Below are 18,410 nucleotides of genomic sequence, written 5' to 3' on the forward strand. Positions count from 1 at the left end.
AAAACGGAAAAAAGCTTCGTAAAGTACATTCCTTTTATCAAAGTATAATATTTTTCGTTAATTTGTTTTATAAATTTATTTCAGGTGTCAAGTTTCAGGTTTTCCCCAACAACATGAAACCTGAGACAAATAAAACCTGAAATCTGAAACAAAAGAATAATGAAAATCAAAGAAATACTAGCAGTTCTCGAAGAAATGGCACCTTTGGCTTACGCCGAAGATTTTGACAATGTTGGCCTTTTGGTAGGTGATGCTGAAACAGAAAGTACAGGAGTTTTAGTTTGTCACGATGCGCTAGAAAATGTAATCGAAGAAGCTATTGCTAAAAACTGTAATCTGGTGGTTTGCTTTCACCCGATTTTATTCTCCGGAATTAAAAAAATTACAGGCAAAAATTATGTAGAACGTGCTATTCTAAAAGCCATTAAAAATGATATTGCGATTTATGCTGTTCATACTGCTCTGGACAATCATTCGGCTGGAGTGAATAAAATATTTTGCGATGCTTTAGGTTTAACGAATACCAAAGTTTTAATTCCGAAACAGAGTTTTATTAAAAAATTAGTGACTTATACCACTCCGGATAATTCGGAGAAAGTTCGAAATGCACTTTTTGAAGCCGGCGCAGGAACTATTGGCAACTATGACAATTGCAGTTTTAATACCGAAGGCTTTTTTACCTTTAAAGGAAACGAAGACAGTAATCCTGTTATAGGAGAAAAAGGAAAACTACATACCGGAACTGAAATAAAAATTGAAGTTGTTTTCGAAAAACATTTACAATCTAAAATCCTGAAAGCGCTTTTTGCGAATCATATTTACGAAGAAGTAGCTTATGAAGTTTACGATTTACAAAACTCACATCAGAATATTGGTTTAGGAATGATTGGTGAATTTGAAACTGAAATGAATGAGAAAGATTTTCTGTTTTTTGTAAAAGATAAAATGATCGCTGACGGAATTCGTCATTCAGCCTTTACAGGAAAAAAAATCAAGAAAGTTGCGGTTTTGGGCGGATCAGGAAGTTTTGCCATAAAAAATGCCATCATGGCTGGAGCCGATGCTTTTTTGACCGCAGATTTAAAATACCACCAATTTTATGAAGCCGAAAATCGACTACTTTTAGCCGATATTGGTCATTTTGAGAGCGAACGCTATACAAAAAACTATATTGTTGATTATCTTCGAAAAAAAATCCTTAATTTTGCCATCATTTTATCAGAAGAAAATACAAATCCAGTTAAGTACTTATAGAATATGGCGAATACGAAAGAATTAAGTGTTGAGGACAAGTTAAGAGCAATATACGATTTACAGCTTATTGACTCTAGAATTGACGAAATCAGAAACGTGAGAGGTGAACTTCCTTTAGAAGTGGAAGACTTAGAAGATGAAGTTGCAGGTTTAAGCACGCGTTCAGAGAAACTGAAAAGTGAACTTGAGGTTATTGAAGATCTTATCAAAGCAAAGAAAAATGCAATTGATGAGCACAAAGAGGTTATCAAAAAATACACAAAACAACAAGAATCAGTTCGCAATAACAGAGAATTTAATTCTTTGACTAAAGAGGTTGAATTTCAAGAATTAGAAATTCAATTAGCTGAAAAGCAAATCAAAGAAATGAAAGCTTCTATCGAGCATAAGAAAGAAGTTACTTCTAATCTAAAAGAAAAACTTGACGCTAAAAGTTCGCACTTAAAACATAAAAAATCTGAATTAGACGCTATCATGGCTGAAACTCAAAAAGAAGAAATCTTCTTGTCTGAGAAATCAGCTGAGTATTCTGCTCAGATCGAAGAAAGATTATTAGCTGCTTACACTAGAATCAGAACTAGTGTTCGTAACGGTTTAGCTGTTGTATCTATCGAAAGAGGTGCATCTGCAGGATCATTCTTTACAATTCCGCCTCAAACACAGGTAGAAATTGCTTCTAGAAAGAAAATCATTACTGATGAGCACTCTGGAAGAATTTTAGTTGACAGTGCATTAGCTGAAGAAGAAAAAGAAAAAATGGAACAATTGTTCTCTAAATTCTAAATACGAGTCCCGATTTTATCGGGACTTTTTTTTTGCATTTTTTTTCTGCCACAGATTAAAAGGATTAACACAGATTAAATTATTCTTACGCTGAATAAAATCTTTTTAATCCTTTTAATCTGTGGCAAAACATTTTTTACCTTTAGAAAAAATTTAAGTTTTGGGAATTAAAAAAGGAATTCGTTTCATTACATTAAAATCAGTTGGGTCATATATTAACCTTTTAAGCTATGTTCGCCCGCAAAAAGCTGTTGAACTTTCTTATGCTCTTTTTAGCCAGCCCAGAGTTGGTCGATTTCCAAAAGAAGGTTTACCCAAAATATTAAAAAATACTGAAACTGAAACGTTTCATCATAACGAACATCATTTTCAGACGTATATCTGGAAAGGGAATGAAACCAAAATTCTTCTTGTTCACGGTTGGGAAAGCAATGCTTCACGCTGGAAAAAAACATTACCACATCTTCAAAAATCCGGAAGTACTATTATTGCTATTGATGCTCCGGCTCACGGACAAAGCAGCGGTAAGGAATTTAATATTCCGCTTTATGCTGAATTCATCAACAAAGCGGTAGAAAAATACCAGCCTACTATTATTATTGGCCATTCGATTGGTGGCGCGGCTTGCGTATACCATCAATATTTATTCCCGAATACAAGTATTAATAAAATGGTGATTCTTGGAGCTCCATCAGATTTAAAAACCCTGATTGACAACTATATCGCCATGTTGAGTTTGAACACCAAAATGTTTTCTCTTCTTGAAACTAAATTCATTAATCGTTTCAATTTTAAAATTAGTGATTTCTCCGGACAAAAATTTGCCTCACAATTTAATGTTGCCGGCTTTATCGCTCACGATACTTCTGATAAGATAGTTGCTTTTGAAGAAGGTAAAAAAATTGCCAGTAACTGGAAAAATAGTCAGTTTATCGAAACCAAAGGTTTAGGCCACGGAATGCATGATGATGAATTGTATGAAAAGGTAATTGAGTTTTTGTTTTCTGAAGGTTCTGAGACGCTAAGTAGCTAAGGTACTAAGGCACTACGTTTTTTTCTTAAAAACGGTAGTATTGTCATTTCGACGAAGGAGAAATCTTCGCAAGTAACTCCTTAACGAAAACCCAATCTTTGTCGAGTTTCTCACGAAGATTTCTCCTTCGTCGAAATGACAAGATTGCGTGAAATCTATTAATCTGAAGTCTAAAATCTGCAATCTAAAATTACCTAAACAACAATCTTAAAATATTTTAATAATTCCTTTTCTCCTTGTCCTGTTATTATAATTGCTCTAGAATCTTTGGTTCTTCTGATCCAGTCTTGCTCCAGCATTTTATTCAATAATAAAGTCCCTACTGATCCTGCGATATGATTTCGTCTTTCGCTCCAGTCAAGGCAGGGTTTTAAGAATATTCGTTTTTGCTTTTGGGCTTCTTCTAAATTAATTCCGAAATCTGAAAACCATTTTTCTCCTTCAGGGCTAATTTCGAAAGAATTATTCTTTTCGATTATTATTTTTTGATCTACTAAACTATCGGCTAGAGCCACTCCTATTTTACCTGCCAAATGATCATAACAAGTTCGGCAATATTTTATTGGAGGATAATTTTCGGTTTTCTTTTTTAATGAAATCTCCGGCTTCGGAATAAGGTTTGCCATTGCTTCAACAACGTAAGCCACTTCTTTGCTAAAAAATCTGTAGTATTTATGTCGGCCTTGTTTTTCGACAGTCAGTAAATTTGCTTCAAGAAGTTTACCCAAATGCATACTCATATTTTGCGGCGATGTATTTACAGCAACCGAAAGTTCTGTGGCTGTAAAAGCCCTTCCGTCTAGCAATTTCCACATAATGGCTGCACGCGTGGCGTCTCCAATTAATCCTGCCGCTTTTATAAATTGATCTTCCATTTTAAGTTTTCATAGTTAAATACAGAATGAAGTATTCTTTTGTAAAGTTAAATAACTTTGCTTTATTCCATCAGCCTAGTAAAGTTTTATGATTTTTATTTCATGAATATAAAACAATCACGCTTTTAGAAAATAATATAAAATACGAACCCTTGATTAATACCAGATTACCAAAACATATCTGGATTTCGATAAAATAAAAAACAAAATATGATAGCTGTAATTTTCGAAGTAATCCCTAACGAAGGAAAAAAAGAAGAATATCTGAACATCGCTGCAAGCCTTCGACCAGAATTAGACCATATCGACGGATTTATTTCGATAGAACGTTTTCAGAGTTTTAGCGATCCTGACAAAGTTTTATCATTGTCTTTCTGGAGAGATGAAGAAAGTATCCAGCAATGGCGAAATCTCGAAATGCACCGTCACGCTCAGGCAAAAGGAAGAAATGAAGTTTTTAAAGATTATCATTTAAGGATTGCAACTGTGGTTCGCGACTACGGAATGTTTGAACGTAAAGAAACTCCAGAGGATAGTTCGGAATTTCATCAATAAAGGTTTTCTTTTTAGTTGCTAAGGTTCTGAGTCGCTAAGTTGCTAAGTTTTTATTTAAGAAGTTGATGTTTTCAAAATAATCCAACAATCTAAAATCAGAAATCTAAACTCTAAAATCGATTTTTTACCTACTTTTGCAGTATGGAAGAGAATTTAAAACGTCTGAATAAATTTATTGGTGAAACAGGTTATTGTTCTCGCCGTGAAGCTGATAAACTTATTGAAGAAGGACGCGTAACAATAAATGGTGTTGTGCCTGAAATGGGAACTAAAGTTTCGCCAAATGACGAAGTACGTATTGACGGAAAACTGATCGTTGAAAAACACGAGAAATTAGTTTACCTGGCTTTTAACAAACCGGTTGGAATTGAATGTACAACGAATCTTGAGGTACGTAATAATATTGTAGATTATATTAATTATCCTAAACGTATTTTCCCAATTGGAAGATTGGATAAGGCGAGTGAAGGATTAATTTTTATGACGAATGATGGTGATATCGTAAACAAGATTTTACGCGCCAGAAACAATCACGAAAAAGAATATACGGTTACGGTAAACAAACCTATCACAGAACGTTTTATACAACGTATGGGAAATGGGATTCCGATTCTGGATACTGTGACTAAAAAATGTAAAGTAGAGCAAATTAGCCAATTCACTTTTAAGATCATTTTAACGCAGGGTTTAAACCGCCAAATTCGTAGAATGACCGAATACCTGGGTTATGACGTAACGGCGCTTAAACGCATCAGAATCATCAATATTTCGCTTGATGTTCCGGTGGGTCGTTATCGTGATTTGACTGATGATGAAATTAAAGAATTAAATCTCTTAATTGAACCATCAAGTAAAACCGAAGAAGCAAGTTTACCAAAACCTGAAGCTCCAAGACGAAGAACTGATTTTTTATCTAAAGATGATGTTCCTAAACGACGAACAAACTTTATATCAAAGGATGATCCGAGATTTAAGAAAAAAGGAGACTATTAAACTGATCTTATAAAAAAATCCCCTTTCGCTGAAACGAAAGGGGATTTTTCTTTTATATAATGTTTTAAAAAATCATTTTATCAAAACCATCTTCTTCTTTTAAACAGAAAAACTCCAAAAGATGATAAGATAACGGACACTAAAAGAAGGATCCAAATTCCGTATTTACTTTCTTCTAAACCGTTTGGTACGTTCATTCCGTACAAACTGGCAATCAATGTCGGGATCATTAAAATAATAGAAATTGAAGTCATTTGCTTCATAATATTATTCATATTGTTTGAAATTACCGAAGCATACGCATCCATCATTCCGGTAAGGATGTTGCTGTAAATATTTGCGGTGTCTTGTGCCTGACTTAACTCGATATCAACGTCTTCTAATAAATCCTGATCAAAATGTTCTCTTTTTGCTTTTAAATTTTTTATTCTGTGAAACAAAACATCGTTTCCTTTTAAAGAGGTGATAAAGAATACAAGACATTTTTCTATTTGCAAAAGCGCTTGTAATTCTTCATTTTTGATTGATTTCTCTAAATTATCTTCGGCCAGTTTTATCTTTTGATTGATTTGTTTCAGATACTTTAAATACCAAACACTTGAGGACAATAATAATCGTAAAACGAGATCGAAATTGTCTTTTATATGAATGTTTTTTCGGTTGGTATATTGCACAAAATCAGAAATGATTTCTGTTTCGTAAAAACTAATGGTAACGCAAACATCTTCTTTAAATATTAATCCTAAAGGGATGGTTTGAAAAGGCAGTTTAACATCATTACTTTTTACAGGAATACGCATGATGAATAAAGTCCAGCCATCTTCAGATTCCATACGAGGTCTTTCGTCGATATCTTCAATATCATTATAAAAGGCTTCGGGAATATTAAGTTCTTCGAGTAAGTATTTTTTTTCTGTTTCTGAAGGAGATTCAATGTTGATCCAGCAGTTTGGAGTCCATTCCTGAGTCTCGATTAATCCGTTGTTGTTTTTGTAAAAGGCTTTCATTTCAAAATTGCAGGGTTTTATCATAGCATTTTGAAATAATTCAAAAGCTATTTTAATTTAATACTAACGAATAATAATCGTCCATTGGAGAAGTTTTTTTTAAGTGGTGCAAAAGTATCCTTTATTTTTTAGAACCAAAAGTTTAAAGGTATAATTAAATACTAAAAAACCGTCTTTACTATATTTCTAAGACGGTTTTTAAAATTGTTGTTATTTCTTTAAAAACTCATAATACAAAGCTTTTGATAAAAATCCTGCACTCTGATAATTCTGAATCATTTCTTCTCGTACAATTTCAGCATTTCCACCGTCTAAATTATTCTTAGAAAAATATTCTCTTCGGGCTTCATCATTAAAATTCAAACTACTCAAGAATATAGGCTCCGCACATTTATTTACTGAAATATTATAATTCGTTATCAAATTTCCCCAATTTACAAAACTGCACAATAAAACTGTTCCGTAAAAATACCATACCATCTGATTTGCCAAATACGCATTTGTTTTTTGTTTGGTAATTTTTAGAAAAACAAAAACTAACCCTATAATAGCTAAAATCAGAAAAGCATAAACCCCTAATCGTTTATAGGTTAATCCCTGAACTGCAATATACTCAGAGTTTTTAATGAATGTACTTACGATTAAAAGTCCGTTTAAGACGATCCAAATTTTGGCTAATTTTTTAAGATTAGCTGCATTTTTATCAAAATTGAATCCTCCTTTAAAATAGAATAATATCAAACCTACTGCCATAATAATCGAGAAGATTACTGAATTTACTCTTTCGTGGGTATCAGCACTTAAATTTGGGTTCTTTACGACTTCAAAAAATTGTTCGTAGTTGTAGGTTGCAATAAATACCAAAAGCATAATGTTTAATAATACCAGCGTAATCTCGCCGCTTTTTCGCTCGAAATCAATATCTAAAAACGAAAATGTACTTTGATTTTTGATTTCGGCTATATTATCGAAATCATTATCCAGCATTGCGTTTTTCTCGTATGAAAGATCCGGTACCCAATAATTCCAGAAACTAAAAGAAATATAGAATCCCAAAATACTTATTAATAACAATTGAACAATATCTATATCTAAAGTATAATCTGTAAATAAAGAAGAGAAATGGTTACTTCCAAAAGAATATACGATAAAAAATAACCCAATAAAAATTGCCGGAATAACAAAGAAGGCAACAAATTTTTTAGCAAAATCATTATGAATTTTCTTTTCCGGAAGCCATTGGTTAAACATAAAAATACGACCTACAGAAGCAAATGCATTCAAGAATACCAATGGAAACATCTGTATAATTTTAAGTTTAGATTCCTGGGTTTTAAACTGTAAAAAGAGAATTGACATTGCCAAAGCCAGAAAAGAAGCAAAATCTCCGTACCAGGCAAAGGCAAGACATGACAAAACCGAAGTTACGACCAAAATCAAATGTGATCTGTCTGTAAAGCGATCCTGAAAAAAATAGCAGATAAAACCAGTTAATACTAGTCCGAAAATAGCGAGGTTTACTCCTACTGACTCATTGTAAAAAAGCAGTGCAAATATCAAACTGCTGGCTAAAATAATTTGGTGTTTTTTCATGATTTTAATTTTTAAAAGTACTTTGTATTTCAAAGCGTTTAGGTAAAAAAATATAGTTATTACGATTTCATTAATTTTTCAAGGTAAGAAAGGTGTTCTTTGAAGGCCGCACGTCCTCTAGGAGTCACCTGATAAGAGGTTTTAGGCTTTTTGCCCACGAATTCTTTTTTTACTTCGATGTATTCTGATTTTTCAAGCGCTGAGGAATGACTCGCCAAATTACCATCGGTGATATTGAGAAGATTTTTCATCTCAGTAAAATCAACCCATTCATTGACCATCAGAATGGACATAATACCCAGTCTGACACGGCTTTCAAAATCTTTATTTAGTTTATCAATGATTCCCATTGCGTGGATTTATTTGTATTTTTTGAACATTATTAATCCGTACAAGATATGCAAAATACCAAATCCTACGATCCAAAAAACTAAACCATAACCGATATAAAAAAGAGAAATAAATCCTAAAATTAATTCACAGAATCCTAAGTACTTAACATCTGAAAATGTATATTTCTCAGCATTCACAAGTGCTAAACCGTAGAAAATTAAAGTAGCCGGAGCGACTAAACCATAAATTTCGTGGTATATAAGTGCCAGACAAAATAGGCCTCCTGCCAAAAGAGGAACGGCTAAATTGAAAAGCATATTTTTTGTGGCCGATGTCCAGATTGGGAGATCGTATTTTTTGCTTTTTCTGATTGTAAAAAATATGCCAAAAGCAAAAGCGCAAACTAAAATTGCAACTCCAACCCAGAATAATTCTGAAACCAAGTTACTTGTCAACAATATATGCTGGTCAGTAAAATATTCGATCCCGTTTACTTTGAACAATTGATAAACGTACAAGCCGCCAATTAAAGCAGACAAGCCCGCGAAAACTCCTGAGAGTCCGCTTAAGGATATAAATCTTGAAGAGCGCTCCATCATGGAACGAATGTGTGCTAAATCTTCTTGGTGCTTCTGATTCATAAATAAAGTACTTTGTACTGCAAAGTTATGTTTTATTTTGAATTGACAAGTATAAAAATTGGATTTTTTTATTGGGATTTTTTTTCGATGCGTTTAGATAGATTTACATTATCTAAAATGTGTAATCCCTACGGGATATTTGTGGGTTTCGAATGTTTTTTTTCTACCAACCATTAGCTACCAACCTGTAACTCCTAGCGGAGTTATTTTTGTTGATGAATAATTTATTTATTGTGTGCGATTTTTTTCAACCAACCATTGACTACCCACCTGTAACTCCTGGCGGAGTAAAATCTCGTCCCGTTGAGCAATTATTAATTTAAGTTTTTTTTAACGCAATCTTGTCAGGTCGAGCGGAGTCGAAGTCCCGTACGTAACTCGACACATAAAATTTTACCGCAAAGTTCGCAAAGGATTACGCAAAGTCCTCAAAGTTTTGTGAATTGCTCTCTGCTTTGAGATCGCAAAAGGATTGTGTTTAAGGCTTTACTTAATGACATTGCCCGCTGGGACTGCTGCATCACGCAAAGTTGCGTGAGGGATAGGAGCTGGCTACCGAAGTAGCGCGGATAGCCCGACTGTATCCCGACAAGAGGGCGAATAACCGTAAAGTAAGTTTGCCCTCTTGTCGGGATACGGTCACGCCCAAAGTATATAAAACAACAAAGCCTACTCAATTGAATAGGCTTTGTTTATACTTATTTGAAGTGAATTATTTTTTGGCACTTCTCATTTTTCTTGCTAAAAGTGTATTTTTAAGCAACATTGCAATTGTCATTGGTCCTACTCCACCAGGAACTGGCGTAATGAATGATGATTTTTTGCTTACACCGTCAAAATCTACGTCACCTTTGATAACGTATCCTTTTGGGTTTGATGCATCTTCTACACGAGTGATTCCAACATCTACGATTACAACTCCGTCTTTAACCATATCTGCTTTTAAGAATTCAGGAACTCCTAAAGCTGTGATAATAATATCTGCATTTTTAGTGAATTCGCCTAAGTTTTTAGTTCTGCTGTGCGTTAAAGTTACTGTAGAATCTCCAGGATTTCCTTTACGGCTCATTAAGATACTCATTGGGCGACCTACGATGTGGCTTCTACCAATAACAACGGTGTGTTTTCCGGCAGTTTCTACGTTGTAACGCTCTAATAACTGCATGATTCCGAATGGTGTCGCAGGAATGAAACTTTCCATTTCCAGAGCCATTCTACCAAAGTTTGTTGGGTGAAAACCATCGACATCTTTATCCGGATCGATTGCCAGTAAGATTTTTTGTTCGTCGATATGTTTTGGTAATGGTAACTGAACGATGAATCCGTCAAGATCGTCATCTTCGTTTAGTTCTTTGATTTTTGCCAGTAAAGCTTCTTCCGTAATATCTTCCGGTAAACTTACTAAAGTTGAATCAAAGCCAATTTGCTGGCAAGATTTTACTTTACTTCCTACGTAAGTTAAACTTGCTCCGTTTGTTCCTACGATTACGGCTGCCAAATGAGGTACTTTTCCTCCGGCATCTTTTATCGATTGAACTTCGGCTGCGATTTCGTTTTTAATGTCTTCAGCTGTTTTTTTACCGTCTAGTAGTTGCATTATTGTGTAGTTAAAATGTTTTAAGTTTAATTTTTTAGTTTCAGGTTTAAAGTTTCAGGTTCTTCCTTAAAACGAAACTATAATTTATTTAATCAAAAAAGTTTCAAGTTTTAGTCTCTGAACTTGAAACTTTAAACTTGAAACTTTTTGTATTTTATTATCTCGGCATTCCGCCTGGCATTCCTTTCATGCCTCCCATCATTTTCATCAGGTTTTTTCCGCCCGGACCTTGCATCATCTTCATCATTTTGCTCATTTGGTCGAATTGCTTCATTAACTGATTTACTTGCTCGACTTTGGTTCCGGAACCTTTAGCGATTCTGGCTTTCCTTTTTACGTCGATTATGGCAGGTTTGCTTCTTTCGATTGGCGTCATCGAGTGAATGATTGCTTCTATATGTTTAAAAGCATCATCTTCGATCTCTACATCTTTCATGGCTTTTGAAGCTCCCGGTATCATCCCAACCAGGTCTTTCATATTACCCATTTTCTTTACTTGTTGAATTTGAGTTAAGAAATCATCAAAACCAAATTCGTTTTTAGCGATTTTCTTTTGAAGTTTTCTTGCTTCTTCTTCGTCAAATTGTTCTTGTGCTCTTTCTACAAGAGACACAACGTCTCCCATACCTAAGATACGCTCAGCCATACGATCCGGATAGAAAACATCAATTGCTTCCATCTTCTCGCCTGTACCTACAAATTTGATTGGTTTGTTTACAACCGATTTAATCGAAATTGCAGCTCCACCACGTGTATCACCATCTAATTTCGTTAAAATAACTCCATCGAAGTTTAAGATATCGTTGAAGGCTTTTGCTGTATTTACAGCATCTTGTCCTGTCATGGCATCAACAACAAACAAAGTTTCTTGTGGTTGAATTGCTTTATGAACACGAGCAATTTCATCCATCATTTCCTGATCTACTGCAAGACGTCCGGCGGTATCGACAATAACTACATTGAAACCGTTTGCTTTTGCATGTTTGATTGCGTTTTGAGCAATCTCTACAGGGTTTTTGTTTTCCGGCTCTGAGTAAACCTCAACACCTATTTGATCTCCAACAACGTGCAACTGATTGATCGCCGCAGGACGGTAGATATCACACGCTACAAGAAGTGGTTTTTTATTTTTCTTAGTTTTTAAAAAGTTGGCAAGTTTTCCTGAGAATGTTGTTTTACCAGAACCTTGAAGTCCTGACATCAAAATAACACTAGGTGTTCCCGAAAGATTGATTCCTGCAACATCACCACCCATTAATTCTGTTAGTTCGTCTTTTACTAACTTCACCAATAATTGTCCCGGCTGAAGTGTTGTTAAAACGTCCTGACCAATTGCTTTTTCTTTTACTTTGGCAGTAAAATCTTTAGCAATTTTAAAGTTAACATCGGCATCAAGTAAGGCACGACGAACTTCTTTTAAGGTTTCGGCAACGTTTACTTCTGTAATTTTACCGTGCCCTTTTAATATATGGAAGGCTTTATCTAACTTATCACTTAAATTATCAAACATAATTTTTTCTTTATTTGAAGTGCAAAGATAATCTAATTAGATATTTCAGGCAATTTTTATTTAGCTACAAAGTGCGTTTTGATTTTACCGCAAAGTGCGCAAGGTTTTTTGCTCGCAAAGACGCAAAGTCGCAAAGTTTTTTTTTGTTTCACGCAGATTTAGCAGATTTTAAAAATCTTTTTAATCCTTTAATCTGTGGCTATAAATATGAAAGGCGCAAAAGAAAAACCTTTGCGCCTTTGTAACTTTGCTCCTTTGAACCTCTCTATTAAAATTGGAAATAAATAAAAGGCTGTGAACCAGCAACGGCTGTTGCGTACACTATCCAATATACGAAACCAAGGATAATTGCTTTTCCGATTAAAGGGGTTTTATCGAAAACGAATTTCATTTTTGATGTAATCGCTTCTGGTAAAAAGTGCCAAACGTATCCGAAAAGCATTAATCCAAACACATTTTTATATCCTAAAATAATGGCTTGCCAATGTTCTGGTTCGAAAGTTAACTGACCAATGTTGTTGATTACTTGCAGGGCTGTTTCGAAATCTCTGGCACGGAAAAAGATCCAGCAGAAAACTACGAAATGGAATGTTATTATAATAGAGAATAATGTCCATAAGAAATTTGAACCTTTGCCTTCTTTTTTGGAAGGAAAAAATTCCATGAAAATTTTATGAACGGCTAATGCTAATCCGTGTAATGCTCCCCACACGATAAATTGTGCTCCGGCTCCATGCCATAATCCTCCTAGAAGCATTGTGGTAAACAAATTGAAATTGGTTACCAATGTTTGATGCTTTTTCTTTGAAAGTAAAAATGTCAAAGAGAATAGTATGATGGCTCCAATTGCAATTCCTAACGGAATAAAACTCTCGTTTACATTTGAAATTCCCCAAAGCAATAATCCGAAGAAGAATAAACTTGGGAATAAAAATCCTGCGAATGTTCCTTCTCTGTTTCCTCCAATAGAGATATATAAGAAATCTTTTAACCAGGTTGATAATGAAATATGCCATCTTCTCCAGAAATCAGTAATCGATGTTGATTTATATGGTGTTCTAAAGTTGGCTGGCAATTTAAATCCTAACAACAATGCAATACCAATTGCCATATCTGAATATCCTGAAAAGTCGCAATAAATTTGAATGGCGTATCCGTAAGATGCCATTAAATTTTCAAACGAGGTATAATTCATTGGCGTATCAAAAACACGGTCAACGAAGTTTATTGAGATATAATTTGAGATTACGGTTTTCTTGATTAAACCTCCAATGATTAAAAACAAAGCGTTGTTTACATCTTGTTTTGTCAGGTTTAATTTTTGGTAAATCTGTGGCAAGAAGTCTTTTGCCCTAACGATTGGCCCGGCCACTAACTGCGGGAAAAACGACACGAAAAACAAATATTCGATGTAGTTTTTTGTTGGCTTAATTTCTTCACGATAAATCTCGATAATGTAGCTCATCGATTGAAAGGTGTAGAACGAAATACCAACAGGCAGAAAAATATCATGAAGCTTATAATTACCATGAAACATATCATTGAATGTTACGATCATGAAGTTCATGTATTTAAAATACCCCAATAATCCTAAATTCAGGATCACACTTATGACAAGGTAAATTTTCTTTCGGCTGTCTTTTGCTTCTTTATAGATAATTTGGCTTAAGCCATAATCTACCACCGAAGAAAGTAATAAGAGTAAGAAGTAAATTCCGCTCGACTTATAGTAAAAGAAAAGCGAGAAAAGAATCACGTACGTTAATCTCAAATAAAATGTCTTGCGTAAAAATGCGTACACAAAATAAAATACGAGAAACAATCCTAAGAATAAACCGGTATTGAATAGTAGTTTTTCTTCGGGATTGTATATAAACCAGCTTTTAGCCTGTTCTAAAGTAACTGGTCCAAAATTTTGAACAAACCAATTATTGATGCTATCTATTGTAATCAACTTAATTTTTTAATTTAAAATTATCGTATGCTTTTAAAAATGCCTCTGTAAACAAGTCTCCTTGTTTTTCGTATCCTTTTTTAGAATAATGAACCCAATCCGGGCCAATTAATCCTTGAGATTTTAATTGTTGGATTCCATGCATTCCACCAAACTCATCGTATAAATCCCAAACAGCAACATTGTCCGTTTCGGCCATTTTAATTATACTTCTCGCATAATCGAATATGTAAGTATTAGTTCTTCTTCCTTTAAGCAAAGAAGGTGCTGGCGTACTAATAATTATTGGGACATTTATATTCTGGTCTCTCACTTTTTTAATAAACAGACGAACCTGTTCAATATAAGCCGAAGCTTCCATGTGATCATAACTTTCATTTGTTCCTAAAGAAAGAACCAACATATCAGGATGTAAAGCTTTTAATTGCTCAAAGAACAAAGGATATTTATTATAATCTGAGAACTTTGCTCCGTTTACTCCTATCCCGCTATACATGATTCCGGGAGCATCTTTTTCGAGAACAATTCCGTTAAGTACGTATTTGTCTGCATTTTTATTCGGAATCAGGAAGATTTTATCTAATGGCTTATCAGAATGATACGAATGAGAAAATGAATCAGATTCAAGATCTAAAGAAACAAACTCAGAACTTGTAATGTTTTTAGGTTTTGTTTCATTCGTTAAAATTCTTAAGGTTCTGCCTGCACGAATATTATTTGATTTTAGATGATTTTCTCTTTTAATTTCGGCAATCGAGATATTATATTTATCTGCAATTGTAGAGATAGCTTCACCTTTTTTTATTTTATGAGTAATAACTTTTCGCTCCGTTGACTGAATTGTTTTGACTTGGGATGATGTTGCCAAATCAAACATTTTCTCATTTTTTGGCGTAATAACATGAATGGTATTAAACCTGAAATTGGCTTCTTTAATATTCAATTCGACTGCAAAACCTCCGTTATCTCTCCATAACGCAATTCCGCTTAAACCTACAGGAACATTTTTGAATGGATGAATGTTTCGATAACTTTCCCATGTTCTGTTCGAATGAAAACGCTCGTTATAAGAACCATTTGTTTTTGCCAATTGATAAGGAAAAACTAATCCTCTGCCGGCATTACCAAACTTTCGCTGAAGATTAAGTCTGATTTCATTGGTCATTAAATCACTCTGAATGTGAGAATCACCAATGTGCACAATACTTATCTTCTGATTATTATGAAGCTCGTTTTCCTTTAACTTCGCAAAAAAACGCTCTAATACTTTTGCATTATAGATTCTATCCTCTGAAAAAGAATCGACTGCTGCTGTATCTACTTTATGAATCATGTTTTTTGTTATTGGAATTGGATCTGGCTTTTGCATTCTATCGTTTGTTGAGAAAAAAAGACAACAAAGGAAAATCATTAGTCTAGTCATTTACGCTATCATTTTTTACAGAAACGGAATCTGTATTTGTTTTTCTGACGGCCTTCCGCTTATTAACGTCAGTTTCTCTATTTTCTCGCAATGCTTTATATTGCTCGTAACCTTTATTTAATTGATCGTATAATAATTTACCTATAGCTTTTGCTCCACGCTGGTTAAAGTGTGTATAATCTTTATTGGCTTTTGCCGGCGATTCGTCTACCCATTTTACCATCGATCCGTCACCTCCCATTAAAGTATACAGATTCACAAAACCGGATTCGGTTTCGAGAGCATATCTTTTTTGAGCTTTCATCAAAGGAACTACAGCAGAATCTGTTTTCATTTCCATATCATATTTGGTAGATTTATCAGCCGTTGAAATAATCAAAATAGAAACTCCCGGAAAAGATTCTTTGATTTTATTCACTGCTTTTGTCATTCCTCTTTGATACCATGAATAATTCTTGGTTCCGTAGTTTAAAACGTTGGTTCCGTAATGCAAAATTACCAAATCGTATTTTAAGCTATTATTGAATCCCTGCATTACACTGGCATTAAACATAGAAATTGGCAATCCTGAATTTCCTCTTTGCGAAAAATTATCAACATGAACTCCTATCCCGTTATCAAAATTAAAGCCATAAATAGGAATTGAATCGGCATGAATGAAATTAGCCTTAAATGCTTTTATACTTCCTGAACTTACTTTTAAAGTATTGATCAGGTTGTTAGGCACAAGACTTTTTCGTAAAGTATCTTTTCCGATAATAAAATTCACGTTTCCTTTTTTAGATGATCTTCCGTAAAACAATGTCGGGTTATCTAAAGTTGTAGCGTATTTATTTAATCCTGCTTCGTATTGAACCCAGGTTGTATTCGATTTATCATTTGCAAAAAACACGTGACCATTTACTCCAAAAGGACTAATTGGATTTTTGATATTTAAATACGATAATGTTTTCCAGTTTTTAGAATAGGTAGATTTTACAGATCCTCTTGAAGCTGCAGATTCTGAAGTAATAGAAACAAAACCTACACCATTACCACCAAAACGTTCCTGATAATTAGATCGAACATCCTGCACGATCAAATCACCATCTGTCATAGAATCTCCATAATAAGCGATCCTAACTTTGGCTTGCGGATTCTTTTCGAGCTGATATAATTTTTCATAAAAAGAAATCAGATATTGATATCCTTTATAATTATCAAAAGTTTCAGATGGAAATTCGATTCCTTCAGCAGCATTAAAAGTAATTTTCTCTCCTGCTTCCTTCTTTTCACTTTCAGAAATACTGTCGCCTTTTAGCGCCAAAGAGTCGTTCGCGACAGATTCCAGAAGCAAACTATCAATAAGGACATTTTTAGAATCTACTTTACTATCCGGAAAAATTTTATCAGGTAAGATTTGTTTAAATCCAATGAAAGCTACGAATGCCAATGCTACAATTGCAAAAGACTGAAAAAAATAAGATTTTGTGTTCACTAGTAATTATAAATTTGAAGAAAGGATATGTTAAAATTTCTATTCAAAATTCCTGTTAATTCCCTATAAAAAAGTATCTGCAAAGATAGAATTAAACATTAATTTACGAATTATTTTTAGCATTAAAATAAAAACAAAAAAAGAGGCTAGATTTATCTAACCTCTTTATCAAAAAAAAAATAAAAAAAACAAAGCTAATGATTCACTAATTTTAATGCTTTGGCATTTATTAGCAGGGTAAAACAATCTTTAATTTTTTTAGATTTATAAATCAATTATTTTAAGATCGCATACTCTAAAGTAACATAACCTCTTTCTCCAGCATCATTTGTCATGGTAAGGAATTTAACTTTATAGTAGTTTCCTGCTGCATCTTTTACTACATAAAAACGATCTGTTCTGATACTTGGTAATGAACCATTTTGTCCTCCACCATTTCTCCAGTTAGCACCAATCATTCTTTGATCAGTAAGAGAAGCTTTAAAACTATCCTCAACCACTTTTGCTTTAGTAAAATCTGCATAAGATCCTCCTGCAGAAACTAAAACCTGATACACTTGTGTTCCTCCTTTTGAATTTGAAGTAATAAAATCAGAGTAACCATATGTAACATCTCCACTCCCCATATTTAAATAATTTGTAAACACAGTAAAGTTAAGATCCCATTTTACTTTTGCTGGTTCAACTGAAACAGTATTTCCTGAAGTCAAACTAAAAAATGAAAAATTAAAATCGGCATCTTTTGCAACTATCTTTTCTGTAAAAGTTTTAGAATCTAAATCTGCATATTGAATTTTATATCCATTTCCACTTCTTAAAATTCTAACTTTTTTCCATCCTCTAGCAGCTCCATCAACTTCTACACCACCTACAGCTGGTTTTGCACTACTAACAGCAAATCCTAAGTTTACTAAATATACTTTGTTTTCAGCATCTGTTGCAGAAATTTCAGCAATTGCCGTTCCAACTCCTGCTCCAGCTCCAGCCAAAACACCTGTAGGATTGTCAACATATCCATTTGATGCTGCAGTTTCACCACCACCTGCTACAACTTTTATATCAATTACTTGTGGCAAAGTAATATCAGATGTTTCTAATTTCTTCACTGCCATCTTTACAGATCCATTGATGATTACTCTAAAATCTGTTGAGCTTGAGAAACCAAAATCCCAAGTAGCTCTATTAACTGATTTTGACTCTCCGGCACTTAAATCTAAATAAAGTTGATTAGGTTGGTTTGGACCTCCTACTGATGCTGATAAAGTTGCACCTACTGAAGGAACTTCAGGTTTTGGAGTATTGTCGTCATCACTTGAGCATGATGCTAGTGATAATAAGGCTATTGATAAGAATAATAGTTTTTTCATTGTATTTGTGTTTTT

At 33.9% G+C, this 18,410-nt stretch carries 16 protein-coding genes; 5 read left to right on the forward strand and 11 right to left on the reverse strand.

What is annotated here, in order from left to right; genetic code table 11:
* The first annotated feature begins 159 nt into the window (after positions 1-159).
* The 3 genes from L0669_RS01210 (at position 160) to L0669_RS01220 (ending at position 3,070) form a co-directional block, all read left to right on the forward strand.
* Entirely contained in the window at positions 160-1,254 is a 1,095-nt protein-coding gene (locus L0669_RS01210; RefSeq protein ID WP_263760713.1) for a Nif3-like dinuclear metal center hexameric protein, read from the forward strand.
* Positions 1,255-1,257: 3 nt separating this feature from the next.
* Positions 1,258-2,037, forward strand: a complete 780-nt coding sequence (locus tag L0669_RS01215) for a zinc ribbon domain-containing protein (RefSeq protein ID WP_173972150.1) — start codon at positions 1,258-1,260, stop codon at positions 2,035-2,037.
* A gap of 160 nt (positions 2,038-2,197) precedes the next feature.
* Positions 2,198-3,070 (forward strand): alpha/beta fold hydrolase, encoded by an 873-nt coding sequence (locus tag L0669_RS01220; protein ID WP_263760715.1) that lies wholly within the window; start codon positions 2,198-2,200, stop codon positions 3,068-3,070.
* A 194-nt stretch (positions 3,071-3,264) separates the two neighbouring features.
* Here the strand turns inward: L0669_RS01220 and L0669_RS01225 are convergent, their stop codons facing one another.
* Entirely contained in the window at positions 3,265-3,945 is a 681-nt protein-coding gene (locus L0669_RS01225; protein ID WP_263760717.1) for an ArsR/SmtB family transcription factor, read from the reverse strand.
* Between the two features lie 210 nt (positions 3,946-4,155).
* On the opposite strand from L0669_RS01225, the gene L0669_RS01230 reads away from it, so the two are divergent.
* Together L0669_RS01230 and rluF are read left to right on the forward strand one after the other, a co-directional pair.
* On the forward strand, positions 4,156-4,500 hold the full coding sequence (locus tag L0669_RS01230) for an antibiotic biosynthesis monooxygenase family protein (RefSeq protein ID WP_263760719.1): 345 nt from the start codon (positions 4,156-4,158) through the stop codon (positions 4,498-4,500).
* A 141-nt stretch (positions 4,501-4,641) separates the two neighbouring features.
* On the forward strand, positions 4,642-5,493 hold the full coding sequence (rluF, locus tag L0669_RS01235) for a 23S rRNA pseudouridine(2604) synthase RluF (protein ID WP_263760721.1): 852 nt from the start codon (positions 4,642-4,644) through the stop codon (positions 5,491-5,493).
* An 80-nt stretch (positions 5,494-5,573) separates the two neighbouring features.
* On the opposite strand, the gene L0669_RS01240 is transcribed toward rluF, so the two are convergent.
* The 10 genes from L0669_RS01240 to L0669_RS01285 form a co-directional block, all read right to left on the reverse strand.
* Positions 5,574-6,500: a magnesium transporter CorA family protein gene (locus tag L0669_RS01240; RefSeq protein ID WP_173972156.1), complete on the reverse strand. Its 927-nt coding sequence runs from the start codon at positions 6,498-6,500 to the stop codon at positions 5,574-5,576.
* 210 nt (positions 6,501-6,710) lie between these two features.
* Complete coding sequence (locus L0669_RS01245) at positions 6,711-8,093, reverse strand: DUF4153 domain-containing protein (protein ID WP_263760723.1); 1,383 nt, start codon at positions 8,091-8,093, stop codon at positions 6,711-6,713.
* Between the two features lie 59 nt (positions 8,094-8,152).
* The gene (locus tag L0669_RS01250) at positions 8,153-8,443 is read right to left on the reverse strand and encodes a winged helix-turn-helix domain-containing protein (RefSeq protein ID WP_065450961.1); all 291 of its coding nucleotides are present in this window, start codon (positions 8,441-8,443) and stop codon (positions 8,153-8,155) included.
* A gap of 9 nt (positions 8,444-8,452) precedes the next feature.
* Positions 8,453-9,067 (reverse strand): hypothetical protein, encoded by a 615-nt coding sequence (locus L0669_RS01255; RefSeq protein ID WP_173972159.1) that lies wholly within the window; start codon positions 9,065-9,067, stop codon positions 8,453-8,455.
* Between the two features lie 712 nt (positions 9,068-9,779).
* Positions 9,780-10,664 carry a bifunctional 5,10-methylenetetrahydrofolate dehydrogenase/5,10-methenyltetrahydrofolate cyclohydrolase gene (locus tag L0669_RS01260; protein WP_263760725.1) on the reverse strand — a complete coding sequence of 295 codons (885 nt, stop codon included), beginning with the start codon at positions 10,662-10,664 and terminating at the stop codon, positions 9,780-9,782.
* A gap of 157 nt (positions 10,665-10,821) precedes the next feature.
* Positions 10,822-12,174, reverse strand: coding sequence for a signal recognition particle protein (ffh, locus tag L0669_RS01265; protein ID WP_083694162.1), 1,353 nt, complete (start codon positions 12,172-12,174; stop codon positions 10,822-10,824).
* A 268-nt stretch (positions 12,175-12,442) separates the two neighbouring features.
* Positions 12,443-14,128: an MBOAT family O-acyltransferase gene (locus L0669_RS01270; protein WP_263760727.1), complete on the reverse strand. Its 1,686-nt coding sequence runs from the start codon at positions 14,126-14,128 to the stop codon at positions 12,443-12,445.
* A 1-nt stretch (position 14,129) separates the two neighbouring features.
* Positions 14,130-15,497 (reverse strand): GDSL-type esterase/lipase family protein, encoded by a 1,368-nt coding sequence (locus L0669_RS01275; protein ID WP_263760729.1) that lies wholly within the window; start codon positions 15,495-15,497, stop codon positions 14,130-14,132.
* A 46-nt stretch (positions 15,498-15,543) separates the two neighbouring features.
* A complete protein-coding gene (locus L0669_RS01280) occupies positions 15,544-17,028 on the reverse strand; it encodes an SGNH/GDSL hydrolase family protein (protein WP_263760731.1) in 1,485 nt (494 codons plus the stop codon).
* Between the two features lie 275 nt (positions 17,029-17,303).
* The gene (locus L0669_RS01285; RefSeq protein WP_263760733.1) at positions 17,304-18,395 is read right to left on the reverse strand and encodes an HmuY family protein; all 1,092 of its coding nucleotides are present in this window, start codon (positions 18,393-18,395) and stop codon (positions 17,304-17,306) included.
* Positions 18,396-18,410 lie beyond the last annotated feature (15 nt).

It is taken from the genome of Flavobacterium bizetiae, from assembly GCF_024271895.1.
GTDB lineage: Bacteria > Bacteroidota > Bacteroidia > Flavobacteriales > Flavobacteriaceae > Flavobacterium > Flavobacterium bizetiae.